Origin of the sequence: Azotobacter salinestris (assembly GCF_009363155.1) — a bacterium.
GTDB lineage: Bacteria > Pseudomonadota > Gammaproteobacteria > Pseudomonadales > Pseudomonadaceae > Azotobacter > Azotobacter salinestris.
Genome location: NZ_CP045302.1, coordinates 75,001 through 99,866, shown reverse-complemented (window position 1 = coordinate 99,866; position 24,866 = coordinate 75,001). Strand labels below are relative to the sequence as shown.

Here is a 24,866-nt window from a genome sequence, read left to right as displayed (position 1 = left end):
GTATATTTGTTGTATAAAAACCAATATACCCTGTATCAATTGAAAAACCAGCCCTTTATTTGGCCTATTTTGATATTAAAACAACAAGAATTTTGCAACAGCACCACTACTCCCGGGAGCAGGCTCAACCGTGGCACCACTGGAAGAAGCCCGTCATGCAACGCACGTCGAAGCCCTCCACAAGCAATCGCTCCCGCTCGAAACCCTCAGGTGCTCTCGCGCACCATCAGCTCGAAGCCGATGTCCTGCACCGGCTCGGCGATCGGCTGGCCAGCCATCAGCGCGAGCAACAGTTCGGCGGCGCGGCGTCCGATGGCCTCGCGCGGCGTGCGTATGCTGCTGAGCCGCGGCACCGTGAAGGCCGAAGCCGGCAGGTCGTTGAAACCGAGCACCGCCACCTGCTCGGGAATCTTCACGCCGCGGCGCATGGCCTCCAGCAGACCGCCGTGGGCCAGGTCGTCGTTGCCGAAGAAGATGGCGTCGATCTGCGGATGAGTGGCCATGAGCTGGGCGAAGAGTTCGCAACCGAGACCGACGGAGGACGGCCGCGGGGTCAGCAGCTCCAGGGCGGGATCGTAGAGGCCGGCCTGCTGCAGGGCCCGACGGAAACCCTCGCCGCGCAGCAGGGTGCGCTGGTCGAGCTGGGCGCCGACGAAGGCCATCCGCCGCCGGCCGCGGGCGATCAGGTGTTCGGCCGCCGCCGCGCCGGCGCGTATCTGCGAAAAGCCGACGCAGTGCAGGCCGGCGCCGGAATCCAGATCCATCATGTAGACGCAGGGAATGCCGCTGGACTCGAGCATGCGCCGGGCGCTCTCGGTGCGCTCGAAACCGGTGAGCAGCAGGCCGCGCGGTTGATAGGCGAGGTAGTTGCGGATCAGATCCTCTTCCTCGTCGCGCGAGTAGTGGGAGTTGCCGATCAGCACCTCCAGCCCCTTCGGCCGCATCACCGCGTGGATGGCCTCGAGGGTTTCGACGAACAGCTGGTTGCCCAGGGAGGGCACCACCACCGCCACGGTCTGGCTGCGCGCGGAGGCCAGGGCCCGCGCCGCCGGGTTGGCCACATAGCCCAGTTCGCCGGCCGCCTCGCGGACCCGCTGCGCCAGCTCCTCGGCGACGCTGGGAATGCCGCGCAGGGCCCGGGAGGCGGTGATCGGACTGACGCCGGCACGGCGTGCCACTTCGTTGAGCGTCGGGCGTCCGGTGGTACGGGTATTCTTATCGTTCTTGGGGGTGGTCATCTAGACAGTCGCACCATGAGCAGTATCGGAATGGAACGGCAGGCACCGTGGAAGACTGCAGCACCTGCGGGTCGACCATTCTCGCCCCGCTGCGCCGTCGCCGTCTCCCCCCATCCCCTCCGACCGGCTTGTCAAACCAGAGGACGCCCCATAGGATAGCGCTGTCCTGCAGGGCACGGCAATCGCTGGAAAACGCTCGATCCGCCCATGGCTGCCGTCATCCCGGCAAGCCTCCGGGCACGAGTCACGACAACGCCCCTGGACTGCGACAACCCCGTCTTGCGAATTGCTTCGCCCTCGGCGAAGGTGGCGCTATCCACCCAACGAGGTGACATATGCACTCACCCATTCCTGCCCTGGTGATCATGGGCGTCGCCGGCTGCGGCAAGTCCAGCGTCGGCCAGGCGCTCTGCCGGCTCAGCGGCGCCATCTGCATCGAGGGCGATGCCTTCCACCCACCGGAAAACATCCGCAAGATGAGCGCCGGCATCCCGCTGACCGACGAGGACCGCGACGGCTGGCTCGGCATCCTGTGCGACGAGCTGCGCCACGCCATCGCCGCCGGACGGCGTCCGGTGCTGTCCTGCTCGGCGCTCAAGCGCAGCTACCGGGAACGCCTGCGCCAGGCCGTGCCCGGGCTCGGCTTCGTGTACCTCGAACTGAGCCCCGCCGTCGCCGCCCGTCGGGTCGCCGAGCGCCCCGGCCATTTCATGCCGGCCAGCATGATCGACAGCCAGTTCGCCATCCTCGAGCCACCCCTGCACGAACCGCGGACCCTGGTCCTGGATGCCTCGGACGGCGACGTGCAGCAACTGGCCACCGCCGCCCAAAAATGGTGGCAGGAGTATGTTCCGGATTGAGCGACAGTCTTCGCGCTCAAAGGCAGCGCTAGCCTAAACAGCCTCCGCCCATAACAACGACAACTAGGAGAACTCCCATGCCGGGCCTGTCCCACACCACCCTGCTGCTGCTCGATGCGCTGGTCGCCATCGTCGGCCTGATCGTCCTGATCACCCGCTTCAAGCTGCACCCCTTCCTCGCCCTGATCATCTCCGCCCTGTTCCTCGGCCTGACCTCCGGCATGCCGGTGGACCAGGTCATCAAGGCCTTCCAGGACGGCTTCGGCGGCGTCCTCGGCTTCGTCGGCATCATCCTCGCCCTGGGCACCATGCTCGGCAAGATGATGGCCGAGTCCGGCGGCGCCGATCAGATCGCCCGCACCCTGATCCAGGCCTTCGGCAAGGAACGCGTGCAGTGGTCGATGATGTTCGCCGCCTTCCTGGTCGGCATCCCGCTGTTCTTCGAGATCGGCTTCGTCCTGCTGATCCCCCTGGTGTTCATCGTCGCCCGGCGCACCGGGGTCTCGCTGATCCGGATCGGCATCCCCCTGCTCGCCGGCCTCTCCGCGGTCCACGGCCTGGTGCCGCCGCACCCCGGCCCGCTGCTGGCCATTGGCGTGTTCGGCGCCGACATCGGCAAGACCATCCTCTACGGCCTGATCGTCGCCCTGCCGACCGCCATCATCGCCGGCCCGCTGTTCGCCTCCTTCATCGCCCGCCGGGTGCCCGGCACCCCCTCGCCCGAGCTGATGGAGCAGCTCGCCCACGAGTCCGAGGCCGGCAACCTGCCGAGCTTTTCCGTGACCCTGGTCACCGTGCTGCTGCCGGTGTTCCTGATGCTGCTGAAGACCTTCGCCGACGTGACCCTGGCCGAGGGGCACCTGCTGCGTGCCTGGATGGACCTGATCGGCCACCCGATCAGCGCCCTGCTGCTGGCCCTGCTGCTGTCGCTGTACACCTTCGGCTACGCCCGCGGCTTCGCGCCCAAGCGGGTGTTCAAGCTGCTCGAGGAGAGCCTGGCGCCGACCGCCGCCATCGTCATGATCATCGGCGCCGGCGGCGGCTTCAAACAGATGCTGGTGACCAGCGGGGTGGGCAACGTGATCGGCCAGCTGGCGGTGAACGCCGAGGTCTCGCCGATCCTGCTGGCCTGGCTGGTCGCCGCGCTGATCCGCATCGCCACCGGTTCGGCCACGGTCGCCACCATCACCGGCGCCGGCATCGTGGTGCCGGTGATCGAGCTGGTGCCGGGGGTCAACCGGGAGCTGCTGGTGCTCGCCACCGGGGCCGGCTCGCTGATCCTCTCGCACGTCAACGACGCCGGCTTCTGGATGGTCAAGCAGTACTTCAACATGAGCGTCAGCGAAACCTTCAAGACCTGGACCGCCATGGAGACCCTGCTCTCCGTGGTCGGCCTGCTGTTCATCCTGCTGCTCTCGCTGGTGGTCTGAGCGCGCCGACAGGCGTACTCGCCTCCAGGCCCGTTCTGCAGGAGAAACGATTGAGCATCGAACGATTTCGTAATAAACCATACATAATCTTGACCAAAAAGAATTGAAAGCCGTAAATTTACGTAAACTTACAACAAAGCATTCAAGACATCCATGACGGCCCGTCATCGCTCATCGAGCACGCATGCAATGCCCGCCAGGCGGAGTCCACGCCTTCATGGATGAGCGCATGCCGCTGCCGCCCCAGGCACCCGCACGCCACACCCGCCTGACACCAGCCGGGGCTCCGTCCACCGGCAACTGCCTCCACAGAATTCCAGGACGCCCGGCCTGCCGGGCCTTCTTCCCCAGCCTCAGCCTTCCCAGGAGGGTCGCAACATGACTGCTATGCCCAAACCGCTGGTCCTCATCATCCTCGACGGCTTCGGTCACAGTGACAGCCCCGCCCACAACGCCATCCACGCCGCCCGCACCCCGGTCTACGAGGCCCTGCGTGCCACCTGCCCGCATGGCCTGATCTCCGGCTCCGGCATGGACGTCGGCCTGCCCGACGGCCAGATGGGCAACTCCGAGGTCGGCCACATGAACCTCGGCGCCGGCCGCGTGCTCTACCAGGATCTCACCCGGGTGACCAAGGCCATCCAGGACGGCGAGTTCTTCGAAAACCCGGCGATCTGCGCCGCCGTCGATCAGGCGGTCGCCGCCGGCAAGGCGGTGCACATCCTCGGCCTGCTCTCCGAGGGCGGCGTGCACAGCCACCAGGACCATATCGCCGCCATGGCCGAGCTGGCCGTGCGGCGCGGTGCCGAGAAGCTCTACCTGCATGCCTTCCTCGACGGCCGCGACACCCCGCCGAAGAGCGCCCTGAGCCCCCTGCTGACCCTCGACGCCTGCTTCGGCCGGCTCGGCAAGGGCCGTACCGCCACGCTGATCGGCCGCTACTTCGCACTGGACCGCGACAACCGCTGGGACCGCATCGAGCAGGCCTACCGCCTGATCGTCGACGGCACGGCCGAGTACGCCGCCGAGACCGCCGCGGCCGGTCTGGAAGCCGCCTACGCGCGCGGCGAGAGCGACGAGTTCGTCAAGGCCACCGCCATCGGCGCGCCGGTGAAGGTGGAAGACGGCGACGCCGTGGTGTTCATGAACTTCCGCGCCGACCGCGCCCGCGAGCTGAGCCGCGCCTTCGTCGAAGCCGGCTTCAAGGAGTTCGAGCGCCCCCGCCTGCCGCAGCTGGCCGGCTTCGTCACCCTCACCCAGTATTCGGCGAGCATCCCGGCGCCCTGCGCCTTCCCGCCGGCGGAGCTGACCAACGTGCTCGGCGAGTACCTGGCCAACAACGGCAAGACCCAGCTGCGCATCGCCGAGACCGAGAAGTACGCCCACGTCACCTTCTTCTTCTCCGGCGGCCGCGAGGAGCCCTTCACGGGCGAGGAGCGCATCCTGATTCCCTCGCCGCAGGTCGCCACCTACGACCTCAAGCCGGAGATGAGCGCACCGGAGCTCACCGATCGCATCGTCGAGGCGATCGAAAGCCAACGCTTCGACGTGATCGTCGCCAACTACGCCAATGGCGACATGGTCGGCCATACCGGGGTGTTCGAGGCGGCGGTCAAGGCGGTGGAATGCCTGGACGCCTGCCTCGGGCGCGTCGTCGCGGCGCTGGAGAAGGTCGGCGGCGAAGCGCTGATCACCGCCGACCACGGCAACGTCGAGCAGATGGAGGACGAGAGCACCGGCCAGGCGCACACCGCGCACACCTGCGAGCCGGTGCCGTTCATCTATGTCGGCCAGCGCCCGCTGCGCATCCGCGACGGCGGCGTGCTGGCCGACGTGGCGCCGACGATGCTGAAGCTGCTCGGCCTGCCGCAGCCGAAGGAAATGACCGGCCAGCCGCTGGTCGAGCCGGCCTGAGGGCTCATCCCGCAGGAGCTGCTACAGCTTCATGGAGAAACGGATGGCATGTCCGGATCCATGCCATTCAGGACGGGACAACCCCGTCCATGCATGCGTTGCCGCAGCCGGCAGGGGCCGCGGCAGCCGTGCGATCCGGTCACAACAACAAGTCCTTCAAGGCGAATCCCAGATGACCAAAAAAACATCGCAGCGTGCTGCTGCAGTCTGCATGCTCGCAGCCCTCCCCTTCACCGGCATGGCGGCGGAAAACACCTATCCGCTGTGGATCGGCAGCTATACCGCCGGCCCCAGCGAGGGCATCTACGTGCACAGCTTCGACAGCCGGAGCGGGACCATCTCCAGCGAGCCGCTGCAGGTGATGAAGACGGAAAACCCCAGCTGGCTGGCCTTCTCCCCGGACCGCAAGTATCTGTTCGCGGTCAATGAAAACGGTCCTGGCCAGCGCGACATCATCGGCCGCGTCACTTCTTTCCGCGTCGATCCGGCCAAGGGCAGCCTGGAAAAGATCAACGAGGTGAAGTCGCTCGGCACCGAACCGACGCACCTCAGCGTCAGCCGCGACGGCACGCACCTGTTCGTCTCCAACTACTCGGTGGAAGCCGATCCGGGCGGCACCCTGGTGGTGATCCCGGTGGATGCCGACGGCCGTCTCCACCCGGTCAGCCAGGTCAAGACCCATCGAGCCAGCCAGGCCCACCCCGAGCGCCAACAGTCGCCCCACGTGCATTCGGCGGTCGAGTCGCCGGACGGGCGCTACGTGTTCGCCCAGGACCTCGGTGCCGACAGGATCTACGTCTACCGTTACGACCCCGCGGCCCATCCCGAGCATCCGCTCAGCGCCGACAAGGCGCAGCCCTTCGTCGAGCTGCCCGAGGGCTCGGGGCCCCGTCACCTGGTGTTCGGCCCGACCGGTAGGCAGGCCTACGTGACCCTGGAGATGCAGGGGACGATCGCCGTCTTCGATCATGCCGACGGCAAGCTCACCCTCAAGCAGAGCGTCCCGCTCGCCGCCGAGGGCTTCCAGGGCCAGAACAAGGCCGCCGCCCTGCACGTCTCGCCGGACGGTCGTTTCCTGTATGCGACCAACCGCGGCACCGCCAACGAGCTGGTGGTCTTGCGGATCGATCCGGACGACGGGCGACTCAGCGTGGTTTCGCGCCATTCGGTGCAGGGCGAGGAGCCACGCGAATTCACCTTCGATCCGACCGGCCGCTTCATCCTGGTCGCCAACCAGAACAGCAACGCGATCATCGTCATGGAACGCGACCCGGACACCGGCAAGGCGGGCAGGATCACCCAGACCCTGCCTTTCCCGTCGCCGTCCGACCTGAAGTTCGCCACCAGCCCCTGAAGGATGCGGCCGGGATGTACGGACAACAGCACCCTGGCCGGCGCCTCGCCGGCTATTTGCCGATCAGGATCAGCTTGCCGGTCTGCGGGTCGCGGTAGACCTGGCCGACGCTCTCCAGCCCCTGGCCGGCGGCTCCGTCAAGGCTATCCGGCAGGCGCGGCAGCTCGCGGCCACGCTCCACCGCCACCGGCTGGCGCTCGGCCTTGAGCTGGGCGAGCAGGTCGGTGCGCGCGGCCAGGGCCACCAGCAGGCCGCAGGCGAACACCAGCATCAGGTCGACCAGATTGGCCACCGAGCCGAGCGGGTCGGTGTCCACCTCGTCGAAACGGCTCGATCGCCAGCGGCTCATCGGGCGCCCTCCCGTTCGCGCTCCATGGCATCCAGCAGCTCGTCGTACCAGCGCCGGCGCAGGCGGCCGAGGACGAAGCCGGCCATGCCGCCGAGCAGGCCCATGACGGTGGCGTCGAAGGCCACCCGCATGGCCACGCCGAGCACCTTGAGGTCGCCGTCGCCGAGCGCCGCCAGGCCCGGGCCGAGCGGGATCAGGGTGCCCATCAGGCCGAGGATCGGCCCCAGCCGGGCGATCAGGTCGGAGCGCTCCAGGCGCCGCCGGGCGCGCCGCTCGACCTCGGGCGCCGGCAGCAGGCGCCAGCGCGCCAGGCCACCGAAGCGCTCGCCGCAGGCCACGCCGACGTCCCAGATCGCCAGCGCCAGCAGCGCCAGCATGGCAACGGTCACCGGCTCCAGCAGCCAGCCGACCAGTTGGTGAATCCAGGCGAAGATCGCACTGTCCAGCATCCTCACACTCCTTTCGCAACGCGCGGGCCACGCCCGCGCCAGATCCCCAGGCCGAGCAGCAGCACCAGGCCGGCCAGCGCCAGCCAGAGGTGCTCATCCGCCGCCTGAGCCAGGCTTTCCCCCTTGTCGGCCTGCGCCTGCGCGCCCTGTTCGGGCGTCCCGTCCTGCTCCGCCGGCTGCAGCTCGCTGAGCGTGCTCGGCACCTGGGCCTCGGACGCCGGCAGCTGCGCGGCCTGCAGGCGGCTTTCAAGGCCGGCGCGCAGCTCGGCCGGCAATTGCGGCAGCAGCCACTGCAGCATCGGATGATCCGGCCGGGTATGGCCGCTGCCCGGCAGGCCGTGGGCACCGACCAGATGGGCGAACTGCTCGCCGAGCTGCTGGACGGTGGCCGCGTCCGCCTGCCAGAAGCCCTTGTGGATCGCCACCAGCATCAGCGCCAGCATGTTGCTCTTCACATGGACGTTCTGCCCCTGTTCGAGGAAGTCGGCCAGACCGAGCTCGTAGCGGTCGTCGAGGTACACCGCCTTGACCTCCTGCCAGGCGCTGTCGCCGATGATCTCCGGATTGGTCACCTGCCAGCCCCAGAGGTATTCGAGGAACTCGCTGCCCATAGTCCGCGCGCCGGCGTAGTCGTGGCGCATCAGCGCCTCGATCCAGGCCGGGTTGAGGAAGCGCCCGCGCAGCTCGGCCAGGAGCGCCTGCGCCAGCGGCTGCAGGCGCACCTGGGCGGGATCGTTGTGCCAGGCAACGAAGTTCTCCGGCACCTGCCCGGAAAGCTGCTCGACCGCCAAGCTCAGGCCGCCGAGATAGTCGAAAGCGTCGTTGTTGTCCATCAGCCCGTAGAGGTTGCTGGAGCGGCCCAGGTAGGTGCGCCGCACCTGCTTGAGGTTGTCGGCGAAGGCCGCCTGCGCCGCCTCGCCCTGCCGGGCGAGGCCGTAGGCGTGGCCCATGCGGGTGACGTAGGCGCGGGCCAGCTCGCCGCGCTCCTGCCAGCTGCCGGAGCGCTCGACCAGGCGGTTGATGCCGGCCCCGTAGGCGCCGGGCGCCACGCCGAACAGGCGCAGCGCGGCCAGGCGTCCGGCCTCGCCGGCAGACAGCCCAGTCTTGAGGCGCCCGGCGGCGTCCTCCACCCAGTGCGCCGCCACCCGGTTGTCGTCCAGGCTCTCGCTGCCGCCCTCGCCCATGCCCTGCAAGGGCGCCAGCGCCTCGGCCAGCGCAGGGCGCAGGGCCGGGTAGTCGCGGCGGATGCGCTCGGCGGAGGCGTTCAGCGCCAGCAGCACGGCGCGCTCGAGCAGCGCCAGCTGGTCGGCGTAGAGGTCGCGGAACAGCCCGGAGGTGGTGAACAGCAGGTCGCGGCGCTGCTCGCCCGGCGCCAGCTCGCGCAGGCGGATGCCCTCGACGATGCCGCGGCTGTTCCACTGCGGCTCGATGCCGAGCAGGTCGAGGCCGAAGGCGATCATCGCACCCTCGTCGCGCACCGTGTCCGAGGCCCAGAGGATCACCGCCTCGCGGCCGTCCGCCGGCAGCGGTCGCACCCGCGCCTTGGCCGCCATCTCGCTGCCGATGCGCCAGCCGATGCGGCTGGGCAGAAGGCTGCTGTCGAGGGCGTGGAAGTTGCGCCCGGTCGGCAGCGCCTCGGGGGTGCGGATCGGATCGTTGCCCTTGCCGGGGGCGACGAAGCGGCCGCCCAGCGCATTCAGCAGCGCCGCCATCTCGGCCCGCGGTGAGTCGACCAATGCCGGGCGGAAGGCCTCGCCGCCCTCGCCCATCGACCTGACCAGGGTGTCCACCGCCTCCTGCCGCCAGGGCTTGCCGAACACGTGCAGGCCCATGGGCATGAAGCGCTCCTGGATGGCGGTCAGGTAGTGGCCGAGCTCGTGCACCAGCAGGTCGTCGTCGGCCTGCTCGAAGCCGATGCCGCGTGCCGCCAGCGGCTCGGCCATCGACTGGCGCAGCTCCGGCTCCAGCCCGGAGCTGCCGATCAGCCGGCGGATCTCGGCGATGGTCGCGCGCCGCGCCGGGCCGTCCACCTGCCCGCTGCCGGCCTCGAAGCTCTCGATCAGCTGGCGCAGGCGCAGCAGGTCGTCGTACAGCGGGGTGGCCACCAGCGGCGGGGTCAGGTGGTCGATCATCACCGCCAGGCCGCGGCGCTTGGCCTGGATGCCCTCGCCGACGCCGTCGACGATGTAGGGGTAGATGCTCGGCAGGTCGCCGACCACCTGCATCGGGTAGTCCTCGTCGCTCAGCCCGGCGCGCCGGCGCGGCAGGAACTCGTAGGTGGAATGCCGGCCGAGGTGGATCAGCGCATCGGCGCGGAAGCCGTCGCGCAGCCAGTGGTAGAAGGCCAGGTACTGGTGCGGCGGCGGGAACACCAGGTTGGCGTGCAGCAGTTCCTGGTCGATTTCCCAGCCGCGCGGCGGCTGCGGACCGACGAACACCTTGCCGAAGCGGATGCCCGGCAGCAGCAGGCGCTCGCCCTGCACCATCACCCGTCCCGGCGCCGCGCCCCAGCCGCGCAGCCCCTCGATGCCGGTGGCGGCGAGCGCCTGCACCAGCGCTTCGGCCTGCGTCCAGTCGGCCTGTCCCGGCGTCTCCAAGGCGGCGCGGTAGAGGGTTTCGAGCTGGGCCAGCAGGTTCAGGGCGCGCGAGCGCGCCGGATGCGCCACGCCGTCCAGCACGTGATGCAGCTCGCCGGAGCCGTTCTCGAAAAGGCCGCGGGCGATTTCGCTGCGGCCGCTGTCCAGGGCGCGACGCAGCTGGGCGTGCCAGTAGCCGAGCGGTCCCTGTACCATCTCCGCCTGCAGTGCCGCCGGCAAGGTTGCGAACCAGCGGCGGTAATCCTCGGCGCTCAGGCTCTGCACCTGGTCCGCCATGGCCGCCAGGGCGTCGCCCTGTTCCGGCAGGTTGACGCCGCGCGCCTGCAGCAGATCGAGCAGCGCCTCGGGCGAGGCCGGCAGCGGGCCGGTGTCGTAGCCCTCGGCCTTGAGCCGGGTGAGGATCTCGAACAGCGATTGCGGCACGTCGAGGTTGTCCGCGCCGATGTTGTGCCGGCCCGGCGGGTGGTTGTAGTAGACGATGGCCAGGCGCTTGTCGGCGTTGGCCTTCTGCTGCAGGGCGCGCCAGCGCTGGATGCGCGCGGCGAAGGCGTCGAGCTGGTCCGGCAGCGGCGCGGCGACGCCGAAACGGATGCCCGACCGCGGATCCTCCTGGCGCTCATGCCAGGCCGCCAGCACCGTGGCCTGACTGCTGCCCTGCAGTTCGGGCATGGCCAGCTGGTAGTGCACCTTGTCGCGCGCCAGGCCATCGCCGGACAGCTGCCAGCCGGTCTCGTCGCGATCCTCCAGACGCAGGCCCTTGAGCACCGGCACGTTCAACTGCTCGAACAGCCCGGTGACCTCCTCGCGGCCCTCGCCGCCGCCGACCACGAAGTCCTGCAGCACGACGATGGCGGCGAGCGGAGGGTGCCGTCCTTCCTTCAGCCAGCGCACCGCCGCGAGCGAGCCCGGCCCCCAGTCGGCGAACAGGCTGACGCAGGAAAGGCCCTGGCTTTCCAGGCGCTGGCAGAGGGCGTCGTTCAGCTCGCGGTCGCCAGCGCGGTCGGCGCGGCCGTGGTCGATCACGGCGACCAGCGCGTCGCCGGAGTACGTCAGTTCGTCCTCGCCGCGCAGCGCGCCATGCTGCTGGAAGCGCAGCGACGGGCGCGCCTGCACGGCCGGAACCTTCACATCCGGGTCATGGCGGGCCGCCAGCCAGGCCAGCAGGCCGGCGACGTTGTCGATGCCGCCGGCCTGCCAGTAGCTGCGCGCGGCGATCCAGTCGGCTTGGTGCGGATGTTCGGCCTGCTGGCGGGCGATCCAGCCGGCCAGCTCGCCCTGCGGGCGCAGCCGGCCCAGGGCCTCGACCGTCTCGCGCGAACCGAACAGCGGCTGCCCGCGGCTGCGACTGAGCTGCACCAGGGCATGTTCGCTGTGCATGAGGAAGCTGTCCGCCGGCGCGACCTGGCCGAGCAGCGGCCCCAGGCGCTCCACCTCGGCGCCGAACAGACCGACGCCGAGCAGCGCCCGGGCCTCGCCCAGCCAGGCGCGCAGAGCCGGCTCATCGAGTTCGGCAAGTTGTTCCGGAGTGCGTGCGCTGATCCGCCACTGCGGATTGTCTCGCTGGAACTGTGCAACCGCACCGGCGAACTCGGCGGCGCTGTAGCGGGAAACGATGGCGTTCAGTTGCGCTGCCGAAGCCCAGGGAGCGAGCAGCCCGAGCAGCAGAACCAGGCCGAAGCGGCGAAGGAAAAGTAGAGATGGCATGCCCAATTCCGGATCGAAAGGCGGTGGGCACGCGAAACGGACGCAGCATCGGCGGCAAGGCACCGGAACGACCACAGCTGGCGGCCGCATGGCCGCCCACCGCGACCTGCTTCGGAAGAACGGGCTGGTGTCGGGCTCGGCCGTGGAACGGCCCTACCGTTGCGGGGGCAGCGTCAGCATGGACTGACTTCCCATTTACCCCGGACCTTGATCCGGGCACCGCGCTCTCCATGTCGCCGGCCAACGGCCGGCAGGGGCGCCACCTTACGCGGCGGACAGCGCCTGGGCAAGGGCAGCGCCTCAAGGGATACCAGGCTGGAGAGACGGGCATCGGCCAGTGCCAGAAGCGCTGGCAAAGCCGTCCCGCTGGCGGTTTTCCAGGGCCTTTGCTACGGATTATTGGCCGTCCTGCAAGTCCCTGCCTAATCTGACTTTGCGTGGGCGCGTTGCCTCGGCCGATAGCCGGCAGATTTCGAGGTGCCACTCGGAACTGCTCCGCCAGAGCCAGGCAAGGACGGGACAACCATGAGCAGAGAATTCACATTCAACGCAGGGTCCGACTACCTCTCCCAGGACTCCGGGCTGCATCGCCTGACGGTCGAGTTGCTGCAGCAGGCCGACATCCGCATCGGCGGCAACCGGCCCTGGGACATGCAGCTCAAGGCCGGCGGCGTGCCCGAACGGGTCTTCGCCCAGGGCAACCTGGGGCTGGGCGAGGCCTACATGGAGGGTGCCTGGGAGGCGGAGCGGCTGGACGAGTTCTTCTTCCGTCTCCTGCGCACCGGCATCGACCGGCAGGTGAGGCCGGCTCGGCTGGTCTTCCATGCGCTGCGCTCGCGCCTGCTCAACCTGCAGAACCGCCGGCGCGCCTGGAAGGTCGGCGAGACTCATTACGACCTAGGCAACGACTTCTACGAGGCCATGCTCGATACGCGCATGACCTACACCTGCGGCTACTGGAAAAGCGCCACCAACCTGGCCGGGGCCCAGGAGGCCAAGCTCGAGCTGATCTGCCGCAAGCTCGGTCTGGAGCGGGGCATGCGCGTGCTGGACATCGGTTGTGGCTGGGGCAGTTTCATGGGCTATGCCGCGGAGCGATATGGCGTGCAGTGCGTCGGGGTGACGATCTCCCGGGAGCAGCAGGCCTGGGCCCGGGAGCGCTACGCCAGCCTGCCCGTGGAGTTTCGCCTGCAGGACTACCGCGAGATCCAGGGACGCTTCGACCGTATCGTCAGCGTCGGCATGTTCGAGCACGTGGGACGCAAGAACCACCGCCACTTCTTCGAGGTCGCCGCGCGCTGCCTGGCCGATGACGGCCTGCTCCTCCTACATACCATCGGCAAGAACCAACGACACTCGACACCCGATCCGTGGATCGACCGCTATATCTTCCCCAATGGCGACCTGCCCTCCCTCGGACAGATCGGCGATGCGCTGGATGGGCTGTTCGTGCTCGAGGACCTGCACAATTTCGGCGCGGACTACGACAAGACCCTGATGGCCTGGCATGCCAACTTCGAGGCGGCCTGGCCGCGCTTCGCCGCCGAATTGGGCGAACGGTTCCGGCGCATGTGGCGCTACTACCTGCTGTCCTGCGCGGGCGCCTTCCGCGCCCGGGACATCCAGCTCTGGCAGTACGTGTTGTCGAAGAACGGCGTGTCGGGCGGCTATCGGCGCCCGCCGTTCTGAAGCGGAGGGCCCCATGGACGATGATCGCGACGACGACAAGCCCCTGACCTTCCGGCAGATGCTGCACAGCGTGCTGGCCGCCGCTCTCGGCGTGCAGAGCGGCAAGAACCGGACACGGGATTTCTCCCGGGGCAAACCCAGCCACTTCATTCTACTCGGCATCGGCTTCACCGCCCTGTTCGTGCTGGCCCTGGTCGGCGTGGTCAAGCTGATCCTGCATCTGGTCCAGTCCTGAATGCCCCCCTTTCTCGCTTCATACAGAAGCGGCTTCAGGCCGAAGATGCACCTCGGAGTACTCGCGCTCCACCTTTCAATAACAAAAAAACCTAGCTATATAGAAAAACATTACTTTTACGTATAACCCTGAACTGTTATCGTGGCCCGCTTCTCCGAAAGCGGTGCGCGGCCGTGCGCGCAGAAAAAAGCAGTAAGCAGCCTGACCGACAGGACACTTCATGTACGTATACGACCAGTACGATCAACATATCATCGAGGACCGGGTCCGCCAGTTTCGCGACCAGACCCGCCGCTACCTGGCCGGCGAGCTGAGCGAAGAGGAATTCCGTCCGCTGCGCCTGCAGAACGGCCTGTACATCCAGCGCTATGCACCCATGCTGCGCGTGGCCGTTCCCTACGGACTGCTCTCCTCCCGCCAACTGCGCAAGCTGGCCCAGATCGCCCGCGACTACGACAAGGGCTATGCCCATATCAGTACCCGGCAGAACGTGCAGTTCAACTGGCCGGAGCTGGAGGACGTCCCGGAGATCCTCGCCGAACTGGCGACGGTGCAGATGCACGCGATCCAGACCAGCGGCAACTGCATCCGCAATACCACGACCGACCAGTTCGCCGGTGTTGCCCGTGACGAACTGGTAGACCCGCGCCCCTGGTGCGAGATCATCCGCCAGTGGTCCACCTTTCACCCGGAATTCGCCTTCCTGCCGCGCAAGTTCAAGATCGCCGTCAACGGCGCGGTGAACGACCGTGCGGCCATCGAGGTGCACGACATCGGCCTGGAGGCCGTGCGCAACAGTGCCGGCGAACTGGGCTTCCGCGTCTCCGTGGGTGGCGGCCTGGGCCGGACGCCTATCGTCGGCAGCTTCATCAACGAGTTCCTGCCCTGGCAGCACCTGCTCACCTATCTGGATGCCGTGCTGCGGGTCTACAACCGCTATGGCCGTCGTGACAACAAGTTCAAGGCGCGCATCAAGATCCTCGTCAAGGCACTGACCCCCGAAGTGTTTGCCGAGCGGGTCAATGCCGAATGGATGCATCTCAAGGACGGTCCGGCTACCCTTACCGAGGCGGAGGTCGAGCGCATCGGCCGCTGCTTCGTCGATCCGGCCTACCGCTCCCTCGAAGACCAAGAGATTGCCCTCGCTCGCCTCGACGTCGAGCATCCGGGCTTCGCCCGCTGGCGTACTCGCAACGTGTTCGCGCACAAGAAGCCGGGCTATGCTGCCGTGACCCTGTCGCTGAAACCCACCGGCACCGCCCCGGGCGACATCACTGACAAGCAGCTGGACGCCCTCGCCGACCTGGCCGACCGCTACAGCTTCGGAGAGGTGCGCAACTCCCACGAGCAGAACATCATCCTGGCCGACGTCGAGCAGGCCCGTCTGTTCGAGCTGTGGGGCGAACTGCGTGAGCTGGGTTTCGCCACGCCGAACGTTGGCCTCCTGACCGACATCATTTGCTGCCCCGGCGGCGATTACTGTTCGCTGGCCAATGCCAAGTCGATTCCGATCGCCGAGGCCATCCAGCGCCGCTTCGATGATCTCGACTATCTGTTCGACATCGGCGAGATCGATCTAAACATTTCCGGCTGCATGAATGCCTGCGGCCATCACCATGTCGGCCACATCGGCATCCTCGGCGTGGACAAGAAGGGCGCGGAGTTCTATCAGGTATCCCTCGGCGGCAGCGCCAGCCGTGACGCCAGCCTGGGACAGATCCTCGGCCCGTCCTTCGCCCAAGAGGAAATGGCCGCGGTGATCGAGAAGATCATCACCGTCTATGTGGAAAAGCGCGTCGAGGACGAGCGTTTCATCGATACCTTCCGCCGCATCGGCATCGAACCGTTCAAGGAGCGCGTTTATGCAGCGAATCATTAAAAACGGCCAGGTGATCGACGAAACCTGGCATCTGCTCGACAAGGACGCCACACTCGATGGCCTGTCCAACTCCGACGATCTGATCGTTCCCCTGGCACTGTGGCGCGAGCATGCCCACGCCCTGAAGGTCCGCGACGGTGGCCTTGGCGTATGGCTGGACAGCGACGAGGAAGTGGAGGAAATCGCCGACGAGCTTGGCAACTTCAAGGTCATCGCCCTGAATTTCCCCAGTTTCACCGACGGCCGCCACTATTCGAGCGCCCGCCTGCTGCGCGAGCGCTATGGCTATCAGGGCGAGATCCGCGCCATCGGCGACGTGCTGCGCGACCAGTTGTTCTTCATGCAGCGCTGTGGCTTTGATGCCTTCGCTATCCGCGCGGACCGCGATCCCCACGATGCCCTGCAGAGCCTGCAGGACTTCTCGGTCTGCTATCAGGGCGCCGTCGACCAGACTCCGCTGTTTCGCCGCCGCCAAGGCTGAGACTCACCCACGCAAAAGTGAGCCCCGCTTGGCGGGGCTCCCTCTTTTATTAAGGTGGCCCTTAAATAGACGTCTAGTTAGACTTCAGGCATGGAAAAGATCGACGCCCGCAAACTGACCGCAGAGAGTCGCAAGCTGCTTCGCCAGATAGTGATTCGCCTGCGCCAGCAGTCCAACATGAAAGTCGAGGAGTTGGCCTCGGTCACCGGTGTGCATCCGACCACCATCAAGACTTGGCTGACCCGTGCCAACCGCGAGGGCGCGCAAGCCCTGGAGGAAAAGCGTCGGGGGCGCCCGGCGGGCGCCTGCCGCAAGCTGACGCCGGCCGACGAGCAGTGGCTGCGCGAGCAAATCGTCGAGCAACCCCCGCAGCAGCTGCAGTTGCCGTTTGCCCTGTGGACGCGCCCGGCCATCAAGGCGCTGGCCAGGGAACGCCTCGGGATCGAGCTGCAGGACCGGTTGATCGGCAAGTATCTCAAGCGCTGGGGGTTTACGCCTCAGCGTCCCGTGAAGCGGGCGCAGGAGCAGCGGCCGGAGGACATCGAGCGCTGGCTGAAGCAGACCTACCCCCAGGTCAAGGCGCGCGCCGCTGCCGAAGGAGCGGTGATTCACTGGGGGGACGAAACCGCAGTCAAGGAGGATGCGAACTGGATACGCGGCTACGCCCCCAGGGGCCAGACGCCAGTGCTGGCGACGCCCACTCGCTGGCACAAGCTGTCGATGATCTCCGCAATTTCGCCCCGTGGCGAGGTGGCCTTCCAGATCGTCGAAGGCAGTATCAACGCGCTGCGTTTCATCGACTTCCTGAGCCGCCTCGTTGAAGGGACACCGCAGAAGATCTTCCTGGTGGTCGATAACCTGCGCGTCCACCATGCCAAGGTGGTCAGCGAGTGGCTCAGTGACAAGCAGGACAGGATCGAACTGGTGTTCCTACCACCCTATGCGCCCGAGTCCAATCCCGACGAGTACCTGAATCGGGATTTCAAGACGGCGCTGCGCAGCGGCCCGGTCAGCCATGACAAGGCCAGCCTGCTGGACAAGGCGATGGCTTTCATGAACACACTCGGCAGCTTGCCCGACAAGGTCATGGCCTATTTCCAGCATCCTGCAGCACGCTATGCCATGGCGTGAATTTAAGGGCCTGATTAATAGTTCACTGGTAACGGCTCCGACTCAGGCGCTCCCACCAGCTTAGGAGAACACGGTCCAGCGCCAGGGCGGCCCCCAGGCCGAAACGCTCCGGCAGGCTCTTCTTCTCGGCATAATGCAGCTGAAACAGCTCTGCACCGTCAGCCTTTCCTGCCAGGTATTCATCGCTGGTCATCAATTCGTCGACCAGTTGCTTTTCCAGCGCGCTCTGTCCGAGCCAGATCTCGCCGGTGGCGATCGCGTCGATGGACAGCTGCGGCCGATAACGGGCGACGAAGCTCTTGAACAGCTCATGGGTAGTTTCCAGATCCTCCTGGAACTTCTCCCGGCCTTTCTCGGTATTTTCACCGAATACCGTCAGGGTGCGCTTGTACTCTCCGGCAGTGAGCACTTCGAAATCGATATCATGCTTTTTCAGCAACCGGTGCACGTTGGGCAACTGCGCCACTACACCAATGGAGCCGAGAATAGCGAAGGGCGCGGAGAGAATTCGCCCGCCGATGCAAGCCATCATATAGCCACCACTGGCTGCCACCTTGTCGACGCATACGGTCAAGGGCACACCCGCCTGACGGATACGGGCCAGCTGCGAAGCAGCCAGACCATAGCTGTGCACCAACCCCCCACCGCTCTCCAGACGCAAAACCACTTCGTCCTCGGACTTGGCCATGCTCAGCACGGCAGTCACCTCATGACGCAGCTTGTCGGTAGCGGAAGCCCGAATGTCGCCATCGAAGTCCAGCACGAAGACTCGAGACTTCGCCTTGCCCTCCTTGCGCTCCTGCTTCTCGGCCTTGGCTTCCGCCTTGCGCCGGGCCTTGAGGCGGTCCTTGTCCAGCACTACCTGCTCCAGACTGTCCCGCAGGGATTTGTAGAAGTCATTGAGCTTGTGCACTTCAAGGTGCCCTTCGCCCCTGTGACGGCTTCTGCTGCGCAAGACTGCAATGGCGACCAAGATCACCAGAACAGCCACCACTACTGTCACGGTTCTGGCCAGAAAGCCGGCATAATCGAGAAGAAACTCCACAGCCATCCCCTTGATTCGAAACGCTCATAAAACGCCCGGCTTCGGGCGTTGTCGAAGCGCTCAAGCATACCGAGAGGGTTATGCTCCGGCCAGCACAACAGAAGGAAGCAGCGTTCCATGGACGACGCAAGATCTACCATTGACAGCCTTCGAGGCGCCCTCCTAACCTCGGAAAAATAACAATAACCACAAGGATAGGGACGTGGGCAGCATTTATCTGATTCGACATGGACAGGCCTCGTTCGGCGCCCCGGACTACGACGTGCTTTCTCCTCTGGGCAGGCGTCAGGCCGAAATACTTGGTGCCCATCTTGGCCGCCAGGGAGTCGGTTTCGACCGCTGCATCAGTGGCTCGCTCAAGCGCCAACAGCACACCGCGAGCGCTACGCTAGAACAGCTGCATCTCGCCGGCATGCAGATCCCCATGATCGAAACCGATCCGGCCTTTGATGAAATCAATATCAATGCCGTGCTCGAGGCCCATCTTCCAGACCTGTTTCCCTCCCGCCAGGACATGCAGCGGGCCCTGCAGCGGGCAGCGTCCCAACCGGGCAGCTTCCAGCGACTGTTCGGCCAAGTCATTGAGCAGTGGATTTCCGGCGGGCACAAGAAAGAGACATTGGAGAGCTGGGACGGCTTTCGCGCACGCGTCCAGGACGGTCTCAATCGCCTGTTGGCTGACGCAGCGCCACAGGCACGCATTGCCGTATTCACATCTGGCGGCCCCATCATCACCCTGCTTCACCTGATCGTTGGTCTGTCTGCCCACAAAGCCTTCGAACTCGCCTGGCAGATCGCCAACACCTCCTTCAGCCAGTTAAGATTCGAAGGTAATGAGGTGACCCTGGCCTCCTTCAACAGCCATGCGCACCTGGAAACGCTGCAGACACCGGAACTCATCACTTATTTGTGAATTCCGAAGCTTTCACCACCTGCACACACTCCTCCCCTTGAAAAGGAGCAATACATGTCTTCTGTTGCCGACATCATCGAAACCATGAAGTCCAGGTTTGACCCTAATGCCGCCTCCGGCCTGGATCTAGTGTTCCAATTCACCATCAAGGATGCCGACAACCACTATCTGGTGGTCAAGGACGGTACCTGCGAGGTCCACCATGGCGACGCTGACGAGCCCAACGTCACTTTGGTCATGGACAGCAAGACATTCAAAGGCATTACCACTGGCGAGATTGGCGGCATGCAAGCCTTTATGTTCGGCAAGCTGCGCGCGGAGGGTGATGTGAAGCTGGCGATGAAATTGAGCGAGCTGTTCCCGTTCTGAGCCCAGGACCCCATGCTCTTCTACCGCCGGATGGCTGTTGGAACCAGCTATCCGGCAATTCCGGCTCAACCTGGCAAAAGCGGCTCATCAAGTTCAAGACGTTGCGCCCGATAAAGCTCGATCAAATAGCGGGCGATCGAATACTTGGAGGGCAATGGGGGTAGATCGGTCAGATTGAACCAACGCGCGTCTTCAATTTCTTCGGGTTGAAGAACGATTTCGCCACCCGCATATTCGGCATGAAACCCGAGCATCAGGGAGTGAGGGAAAGGCCAGGATTGGCTGGCTATGTATCTCAAGTGACGAACTTCAACGCCAACCTCCTCGCGCACCTCACGTACTACGCACTGTTCAACACTTTCACCTGGCTCAACAAAACCTGCGAGGGTGCTATAAACACCCGTGGAAAAACGGGGTGAACGAGCCAGGAGAACCTCATCACCGCGAGTGATCAATACAATCATGCTTGGCGACAAGCGTGGATAGTATTGCTCTTCACAATGGACGCAATGCATCGCTCGCTCCCCCGGCAGCAGCGCCATCGGCGCTCCGCAGCTGCCACAGAAGCGATGCTGGCGAGCCCAAGTACCGATCTGCGCGGCATAGCCGAGCAATTGAAAGGTTTTGGAATCATTTTCCAGCATTAGCTGTCGCAGTGTCTGCCAGCAACAACCTGTCACTTCAGCAGTACTTTCCAACTCGAGCAGACGAACAGGCTTGCCATCGAAACTGCCGAGCATGTGCTCGACAAGCACTGGCAAGCCCTGCCCTTGCAGGTGTTGGTAAGGAAACAGCGGCCCTTGCGGACCCAGCAGGAAATGCTGACGGCAATGCGCTAGCGCCAAGCCTCCCGATGAAAGCTCAACATCTATTATCCCAGGCCTCTGACGCCGGCTCATCATTTGAAGGGATCCTCTTGCCTGTCCCTTCGAAAGTCGGCTTGCAGGCACCAAATCAGGGACTAACACCTAGTCTATGACAGAGCAGCCACATGGGCTTACGCAATCTACCCGATGATCGTGGAAACGAGAAAACAGCGCAAGTCAGGCAACAGCAGGCAAGGTCAAAGCACGCAGAGTCTCACTGGCCAAATCGAGAACATGAAGTTGAGTGTCTGGAGTACCACCTTCCAGATAGTACTCCAAGCTGATCAAGGCATCAGCCAGGGTATCAAGCATAGACTCGGCAGGTATTTGCTGAGAGTCCAGCATCCGGAACTGTATGTATTCGGCACAGGCGCCAATCAGCGATGCCGCACGCTCCAGCCCGAGAAACCAGAGTCCGCCACGGACTGCATCGAGACTGAGCGGTACATTGACCAAATGCATCCTTTCTCCTTGGGACTCCAGGTAGGCAGTGATCGCCCGCTTGGCAAGCGCAAGACTAGCTTTTGCCTCATCCAGAACAACGATTCGCGCTTCGGCTAATTGATGCCTGGCGAAGCAGTCGGCCTCCTGCTCTGGCTGCAGGGAGCGCTCACTACATTCAAGGCCAGCAATCACTCCCTCCACGTGCAATAGAGCCTCTGCCAAGCGAGAAAGAAATTGCGAATCGAGCGGCTGTGTCAAACTCCAGCCTAGCAACGTTGGCAGCAGCCCCTGCAGAAGGTTGCCAGCCGAAATGAGGCCAACCATGGTGAGCGTTTTTGCCAGCTTACCCAGTGAGATTTGCAGTCCGAGCAAATGCTCTTCCTGCCCGCAACCACGCTCGATGAGATCTATAGCGTCCTTAATGCCAGTCAACTCCTCGCGAATGGCAGAAGATAAAGAACGCATGACCGCTCTGCCGGGCCCCTTCAGGCGCCTGTATTCTTTTTCCAGAAGCTGATCGGTAAACGGCAATCTCTCGAAGCCGAAGACCTCACGTAACGCGGTGACACGCGGACCGCAGCTTTCCGTCAAGGCGACCAGATAAATCAGCTCTGTCAGCAGGCTTGGAGGAGCCTCGTAATTGGAACAGGCCAAGGATTGCTTGAGCTCGCGCTCGACACGAGCAAACAGATATTTTCGCGACTTCCGGGGCAACAGCCGACCATCGAGTTGAGCCTCAAGAGCTGCAGCGCAGATCCAGAAAAGTCGGCCTTGAGGCTGGCTGATGAAGATCCTCTCCAAGCGCGACATTGCACGAGCCATAAGCCCCAAGCTAGCGGACAAGCTGTGCTCATGAATGAGACCAAGCAGGCCAATTTGATACATATGCCGCAAGCGTGCCACTTCATTAGCCTGGACTCTTGGGCCTTCTGCCGCGACAGAGGAGCAGGCAGGAGAAGCCACATCAAGACAAATACTAAAGAATTGGCTCTCTGGGAGGGGTGCCAAACTTGCAGCCTGACGCAATTCGTTTATCGCAGGCAATAATATTTCTGGCAAATTTTGATGGTGAACATCCACGCTCTCAAGATACCTGCGCAACATATATAAAGCATTGCTCAAAGCTGCTAGACGGCTATCATGGTTCTTTCCAATACCTACAGGTATATCGATTGCTTGCTGAAGTATCTCGAAGGCCAGCAACTCGGCTCCGGTTAGCTCAATGAGGCTGAGGATACCGCGTACTTGCTGTAGATCTAGAACGATTTGCTGAAGAAGGCTGCTGTTTTGGCGCTCGACGATGAACTGCTCGAGCCTCTGCTCGGCCTCCTCGATGGTGGCGAACAGCTCATCACGCACCAAAGCGAGAGACATAGCATTGACCATGAATTTATTGCACCTCCCGTGCTAAATCCTTGTGAGCTTCTATCGACACAGTCATCATCGATTTGTTTGCATCCACTTGGAACTTGGTTTTTCTGTAAAAACCAGATCCAACTGAATCTATGCCACTATAGCAACTCCCCTCTCCGGACAGTGCGACCCAGCACACGGCTTCGGGTCGACGGCCGGCGCAAGCGGCTCATGCCCGTGCCCGCTCCACGCCCTGCTTTCGCCCCCCCGGCCGCCGCCGGGGCGTCCGGGGGCGCAAGCAAGAACCCCCGAGCCGGATGACGGCTCGGGGGTTCGGAAAGGGCGCTTGACGATGACCTACTCTCGCATGGGGAAGCCCCACACTACCATCGGCGATGCGTCGTTTCACTGCTGAGTTCGGGATGGGATCAGGTGGTTCCAACGCTCTATGGTCGTCAAGCAATTCGGTGGGGAGGTCGCTGTGCGGCGCCCTCCCGTATCGGGCATGTGATATCGGTGTCGCGGTGCTCTTGCGGTTCAGGCGAATCTTCGGTTCTGTCGGCTTCGACCCCACCCGCTGCCGCAGCGTGCTGCGTGCAGATTGTTTGGGTGTTATATGGTCAAGCCTCACGGGCAATTAGTATGGGTTAGCTCAACGCCTCACAGCGCTTACACACCCCACCTATCAACGTCGTAGTCTTCGACGGCCCTTCAGGGAGCTCGAGGCTCCAGTGAGATCTCATCTTGAGGCAAGTTTCCCGCTTAGATGCTTTCAGCGGTTATCTTTTCCGAACATAGCTACCCGGCAGTGCCACTGGCGTGACAACCGGAACACCAGAGGTTCGTCCAACCCGGTCCTCTCGTACTAAGGTCAGCCCCTCTCAAATCTCAAACGTCCACGGCAGATAGGGACCGAACTGTCTCACGACGTTCTAAACCCAGCTCGCGTACCACTTTAAATGGCGAACAGCCATACCCTTGGGACCGGCTTCAGCCCCAGGATGTGATGAGCCGACATCGAGGTGCCAAACACCGCCGTCGATATGAACTCTTGGGCGGTATCAGCCTGTTATCCCCGGAGTACCTTTTATCCGTTGAGCGATGGCCCTTCCATACAGAACCACCGGATCACTAAGACCTACTTTCGTACCTGCTCGACGTGTCTGTCTCGCAGTCAAGCGCGCTTTTGCCTTTATACTCTGCGACCGATTTCCGACCGGTCTGAGCGCACCTTCGTACTCCTCCGTTACTCTTTGGGAGGAGACCGCCCCAGTCAAACTGCCCACCATACACTGTCCTCGATCCGGATGACGGACCAGAGTTAGAACCTCAAGCATGCCAGGGTGGTATTTCAAGGATGGCTCCATGGGAACTAGCGTCCCCACTTCAAAGCCTCCCACCTATCCTACACAAGCAGGCTCAAAGTCCAGTGCAAAGCTACAGTAAAGGTTCACGGGGTCTTTCCGTCTAGCCGCGGATACACTGCATCTTCACAGCGATTTCAATTTCACTGAGTCTCGGGTGGAGACAGCGCCGCCATCGTTACGCCATTCGTGCAGGTCGGAACTTACCCGACAAGGAATTTCGCTACCTTAGGACCGTTATAGTTACGGCCGCCGTTTACCGGGGCTTCGATCAAGAGCTTCGCTTGCGCTAACCCCATCAATTAACCTTCCGGCACCGGGCAGGCGTCACACCCTATACGTCCACTTTCGTGTTTGCAGAGTGCTGTGTTTTTAATAAACAGTCGCAGCGGCCTGGTATCTTCGACCGGCATGGGCTTACGGAGTAAATCCTTCACCCTCACCGGCGCACCTTCTCCCGAAGTTACGGTGCCATTTTGCCTAGTTCCTTCACCCGAGTTCTCTCAAGCGCCTTGGTATTCTCTACCCGACCACCTGTGTCGGTTTGGGGTACGATTCCTGGTTACCTGAAGCTTAGAGGCTTTTCCTGGAAGCAGGGCATCAACCACTTCGCCTTCGTAAAAGAAGGCTCGTCATCAGCTCTCGGCCTTGACCACCCGGATTTGCCTGAGTGATCGGCCTACCACCTTAAACTTGGACAACCAACGCCAAGCTGGCCTAGCCTTCTCCGTCCCCCCATCGCAGTAACCAGAAGTACGGGAATATTAACCCGTTTCCCATCGACTACGCTCTTCAGCCTCGCCTTAGGGGTCGACTCACCCTGCGTCGATTAACGTTGCGCAGGAACCCTTGGTCTTTCGGCGTGGGTGTTTTTCACACCCATTGTCGTTACTCATGTCAGCATTCGCACTTCTGATACCTCCAGCCAGCCTCTCGACTGACCTTCACAGGCTTACAGAACGCTCCTCTACCGCGCATCTTGCGATGCACCCGTAGCTTCGGTGCCTGGTTTGAGCCCCGTTACATCTTCCGCGCAGGCCGACTCGACTAGTGAGCTATTACGCTTTCTTTAAAGGGTGGCTGCTTCTAAGCCAACCTCCTAGCTGTCTAAGCCTTCCCACATCGTTTCCCACTTAACCAGGACTTTGGGACCTTAGCTGACGGTCTGGGTTGTTTCCCTTTTCACGACGGACGTTAGCACC

The 24,866-nt window shown here is 63.9% G+C and carries 18 protein-coding genes, 2 rRNA genes and 1 riboswitch (1 of these 21 running past the window's edge); of the genes, 11 read left to right on the top strand and 9 right to left on the bottom strand.

The genetic code is table 11. The features are described from left to right. Positions 1 to 206: 206 nt before the first annotated feature. Positions 207 to 1,238: an HTH-type transcriptional regulator GntR gene (gene gntR / locus GCU53_RS00720; RefSeq protein WP_152385923.1), complete on the bottom strand. Its 1,032-nt coding sequence runs from the start codon at positions 1,236 to 1,238 to the stop codon at positions 207 to 209. A 335-nt stretch (positions 1,239 to 1,573) separates the two neighbouring features. Between gntR and GCU53_RS00715 the strand changes: the two genes are divergently transcribed. The 4 genes from GCU53_RS00715 to GCU53_RS00700 all read left to right on the top strand — a co-directional run bounded on the left by GCU53_RS00715 (position 1,574) and on the right by GCU53_RS00700 (position 6,796). Continuing rightward, positions 1,574 to 2,098, top strand: a complete 525-nt coding sequence (locus GCU53_RS00715; protein WP_152385922.1) for a gluconokinase — start codon at positions 1,574 to 1,576, stop codon at positions 2,096 to 2,098. Positions 2,099 to 2,175: 77 nt separating this feature from the next. Further along, entirely contained in the window at positions 2,176 to 3,528 is a 1,353-nt protein-coding gene (locus tag GCU53_RS00710) for a GntP family permease (RefSeq protein WP_152385921.1), read from the top strand. A gap of 378 nt (positions 3,529 to 3,906) precedes the next feature. After that, positions 3,907 to 5,442, top strand: a complete 1,536-nt coding sequence (gpmI, locus tag GCU53_RS00705; RefSeq protein ID WP_152385920.1) for a 2,3-bisphosphoglycerate-independent phosphoglycerate mutase — start codon at positions 3,907 to 3,909, stop codon at positions 5,440 to 5,442. Between the two features lie 211 nt (positions 5,443 to 5,653). Further along, entirely contained in the window at positions 5,654 to 6,796 is a 1,143-nt protein-coding gene (locus GCU53_RS00700; RefSeq protein WP_208845399.1) for a lactonase family protein, read from the top strand. 52 nt (positions 6,797 to 6,848) lie between these two features. Here GCU53_RS00700 and GCU53_RS00695 read toward each other — a convergent pair whose 3' ends face one another. Genes GCU53_RS00695 through GCU53_RS00685 form a run of 3 tightly spaced genes read right to left on the bottom strand, consistent with a single transcriptional unit; the run spans position 6,849 to position 11,895 of the window. Then, positions 6,849 to 7,145 carry a DUF2149 domain-containing protein gene (locus GCU53_RS00695; protein WP_039804382.1) on the bottom strand — a complete coding sequence of 99 codons (297 nt, stop codon included), beginning with the start codon at positions 7,143 to 7,145 and terminating at the stop codon, positions 6,849 to 6,851. Further along, on the bottom strand, positions 7,142 to 7,594 hold the full coding sequence (locus GCU53_RS00690; protein ID WP_152385919.1) for a MotA/TolQ/ExbB proton channel family protein: 453 nt from the start codon (positions 7,592 to 7,594) through the stop codon (positions 7,142 to 7,144). The genes GCU53_RS00695 and GCU53_RS00690 overlap by 4 nt, the downstream gene beginning before the upstream one ends. A gap of 2 nt (positions 7,595 to 7,596) precedes the next feature. Continuing rightward, positions 7,597 to 11,895: a cobaltochelatase subunit CobN gene (locus GCU53_RS00685; protein WP_244306960.1), complete on the bottom strand. Its 4,299-nt coding sequence runs from the start codon at positions 11,893 to 11,895 to the stop codon at positions 7,597 to 7,599. A gap of 105 nt (positions 11,896 to 12,000) precedes the next feature. Next, positions 12,001 to 12,134: riboswitch (cobalamin riboswitch) on the bottom strand. 286 nt (positions 12,135 to 12,420) lie between these two features. On the opposite strand from GCU53_RS00685, the gene cfa reads away from it, so the two are divergent. The 5 genes from cfa (at position 12,421) to GCU53_RS00660 (ending at position 17,310) form a co-directional block, all read left to right on the top strand. Beyond that, on the top strand, positions 12,421 to 13,584 hold the full coding sequence (gene cfa / locus GCU53_RS00680) for a cyclopropane fatty acyl phospholipid synthase (protein ID WP_152385918.1): 1,164 nt from the start codon (positions 12,421 to 12,423) through the stop codon (positions 13,582 to 13,584). A gap of 13 nt (positions 13,585 to 13,597) precedes the next feature. Continuing rightward, a complete protein-coding gene (locus tag GCU53_RS00675; protein WP_152385917.1) occupies positions 13,598 to 13,819 on the top strand; it encodes a DUF2970 domain-containing protein in 222 nt (73 codons plus the stop codon). A 220-nt stretch (positions 13,820 to 14,039) separates the two neighbouring features. Next, the gene (locus GCU53_RS00670) at positions 14,040 to 15,698 is read left to right on the top strand and encodes a nitrite/sulfite reductase (RefSeq protein ID WP_152385916.1); all 1,659 of its coding nucleotides are present in this window, start codon (positions 14,040 to 14,042) and stop codon (positions 15,696 to 15,698) included. After that, on the top strand, positions 15,682 to 16,179 hold the full coding sequence (locus GCU53_RS00665; protein WP_152385915.1) for a DUF934 domain-containing protein: 498 nt from the start codon (positions 15,682 to 15,684) through the stop codon (positions 16,177 to 16,179). Before GCU53_RS00670 ends, GCU53_RS00665 begins: the two co-directional genes overlap by 17 nt. A 90-nt stretch (positions 16,180 to 16,269) precedes the next feature. After that, the gene (locus GCU53_RS00660; protein WP_152385914.1) at positions 16,270 to 17,310 is read left to right on the top strand and encodes an IS630 family transposase; all 1,041 of its coding nucleotides are present in this window, start codon (positions 16,270 to 16,272) and stop codon (positions 17,308 to 17,310) included. Between the two features lie 22 nt (positions 17,311 to 17,332). On the opposite strand, the gene sohB is transcribed toward GCU53_RS00660, so the two are convergent. Beyond that, positions 17,333 to 18,355, bottom strand: a complete 1,023-nt coding sequence (sohB, locus tag GCU53_RS00655; RefSeq protein ID WP_167520104.1) for a protease SohB — start codon at positions 18,353 to 18,355, stop codon at positions 17,333 to 17,335. Positions 18,356 to 18,557: 202 nt separating this feature from the next. Here sohB and GCU53_RS00650 point away from each other — a divergent pair, with 202 nt between their 5' ends. Both GCU53_RS00650 and GCU53_RS00645 read left to right on the top strand, forming a co-directional pair. Beyond that, positions 18,558 to 19,268: a histidine phosphatase family protein gene (locus tag GCU53_RS00650; protein WP_152385912.1), complete on the top strand. Its 711-nt coding sequence runs from the start codon at positions 18,558 to 18,560 to the stop codon at positions 19,266 to 19,268. A gap of 54 nt (positions 19,269 to 19,322) precedes the next feature. After that, positions 19,323 to 19,637, top strand: coding sequence for an SCP2 sterol-binding domain-containing protein (locus tag GCU53_RS00645; protein WP_152385911.1), 315 nt, complete (start codon positions 19,323 to 19,325; stop codon positions 19,635 to 19,637). A gap of 65 nt (positions 19,638 to 19,702) precedes the next feature. Here GCU53_RS00645 and nudC read toward each other — a convergent pair whose 3' ends face one another. The 4 genes from nudC to GCU53_RS00620 form a co-directional block, all read right to left on the bottom strand. After that, a complete protein-coding gene (nudC, locus tag GCU53_RS00640; RefSeq protein WP_152389735.1) occupies positions 19,703 to 20,536 on the bottom strand; it encodes an NAD(+) diphosphatase in 834 nt (277 codons plus the stop codon). A 144-nt stretch (positions 20,537 to 20,680) separates the two neighbouring features. Continuing rightward, a complete protein-coding gene (locus GCU53_RS00635) occupies positions 20,681 to 22,333 on the bottom strand; it encodes a FimL-related protein (protein ID WP_167520007.1) in 1,653 nt (550 codons plus the stop codon). Between the two features lie 311 nt (positions 22,334 to 22,644). Further along, positions 22,645 to 22,760: ribosomal RNA gene (gene rrf / locus GCU53_RS00625) — 5S ribosomal RNA — on the bottom strand. A 156-nt stretch (positions 22,761 to 22,916) separates the two neighbouring features. Further along, positions 22,917 to 24,866 (bottom strand): 23S ribosomal RNA (locus GCU53_RS00620) (it continues 942 nt past the right edge of the window).

What these genes read in the sequence shown, in the direction of transcription:
- gntR (WP_152385923.1), bottom strand. Translation starts at nt 1,238, where the DNA reads ATGACCACCCCCAAGAACGATAAGAATACCCGTACCACCGGACGCCCG.
- GCU53_RS00715 (WP_152385922.1), top strand. Translation starts at nt 1,574, where the DNA reads ATGCACTCACCCATTCCTGCCCTGGTGATCATGGGCGTCGCCGGCTGC.
- GCU53_RS00710 (WP_152385921.1), top strand. Translation starts at nt 2,176, where the DNA reads ATGCCGGGCCTGTCCCACACCACCCTGCTGCTGCTCGATGCGCTGGTC.
- gpmI (WP_152385920.1), top strand. Translation starts at nt 3,907, where the DNA reads ATGACTGCTATGCCCAAACCGCTGGTCCTCATCATCCTCGACGGCTTC.
- GCU53_RS00700 (WP_208845399.1), top strand. Translation starts at nt 5,654, where the DNA reads ATGCTCGCAGCCCTCCCCTTCACCGGCATGGCGGCGGAAAACACCTAT.
- GCU53_RS00695 (WP_039804382.1), bottom strand. Translation starts at nt 7,145, where the DNA reads ATGAGCCGCTGGCGATCGAGCCGTTTCGACGAGGTGGACACCGACCCG.
- GCU53_RS00690 (WP_152385919.1), bottom strand. Translation starts at nt 7,594, where the DNA reads ATGCTGGACAGTGCGATCTTCGCCTGGATTCACCAACTGGTCGGCTGG.
- GCU53_RS00685 (WP_244306960.1), bottom strand. Translation starts at nt 11,895, where the DNA reads ATGCCATCTCTACTTTTCCTTCGCCGCTTCGGCCTGGTTCTGCTGCTC.
- cfa (WP_152385918.1), top strand. Translation starts at nt 12,421, where the DNA reads ATGAGCAGAGAATTCACATTCAACGCAGGGTCCGACTACCTCTCCCAG.
- GCU53_RS00675 (WP_152385917.1), top strand. Translation starts at nt 13,598, where the DNA reads ATGGACGATGATCGCGACGACGACAAGCCCCTGACCTTCCGGCAGATG.
- GCU53_RS00670 (WP_152385916.1), top strand. Translation starts at nt 14,040, where the DNA reads ATGTACGTATACGACCAGTACGATCAACATATCATCGAGGACCGGGTC.
- GCU53_RS00665 (WP_152385915.1), top strand. Translation starts at nt 15,682, where the DNA reads ATGCAGCGAATCATTAAAAACGGCCAGGTGATCGACGAAACCTGGCAT.
- GCU53_RS00660 (WP_152385914.1), top strand. Translation starts at nt 16,270, where the DNA reads ATGGAAAAGATCGACGCCCGCAAACTGACCGCAGAGAGTCGCAAGCTG.
- GCU53_RS00645 (WP_152385911.1), top strand. Translation starts at nt 19,323, where the DNA reads ATGTCTTCTGTTGCCGACATCATCGAAACCATGAAGTCCAGGTTTGAC.
- nudC (WP_152389735.1), bottom strand. Translation starts at nt 20,536, where the DNA reads ATGAGCCGGCGTCAGAGGCCTGGGATAATAGATGTTGAGCTTTCATCG.
- GCU53_RS00635 (WP_167520007.1), bottom strand. Translation starts at nt 22,333, where the DNA reads ATGGTCAATGCTATGTCTCTCGCTTTGGTGCGTGATGAGCTGTTCGCC.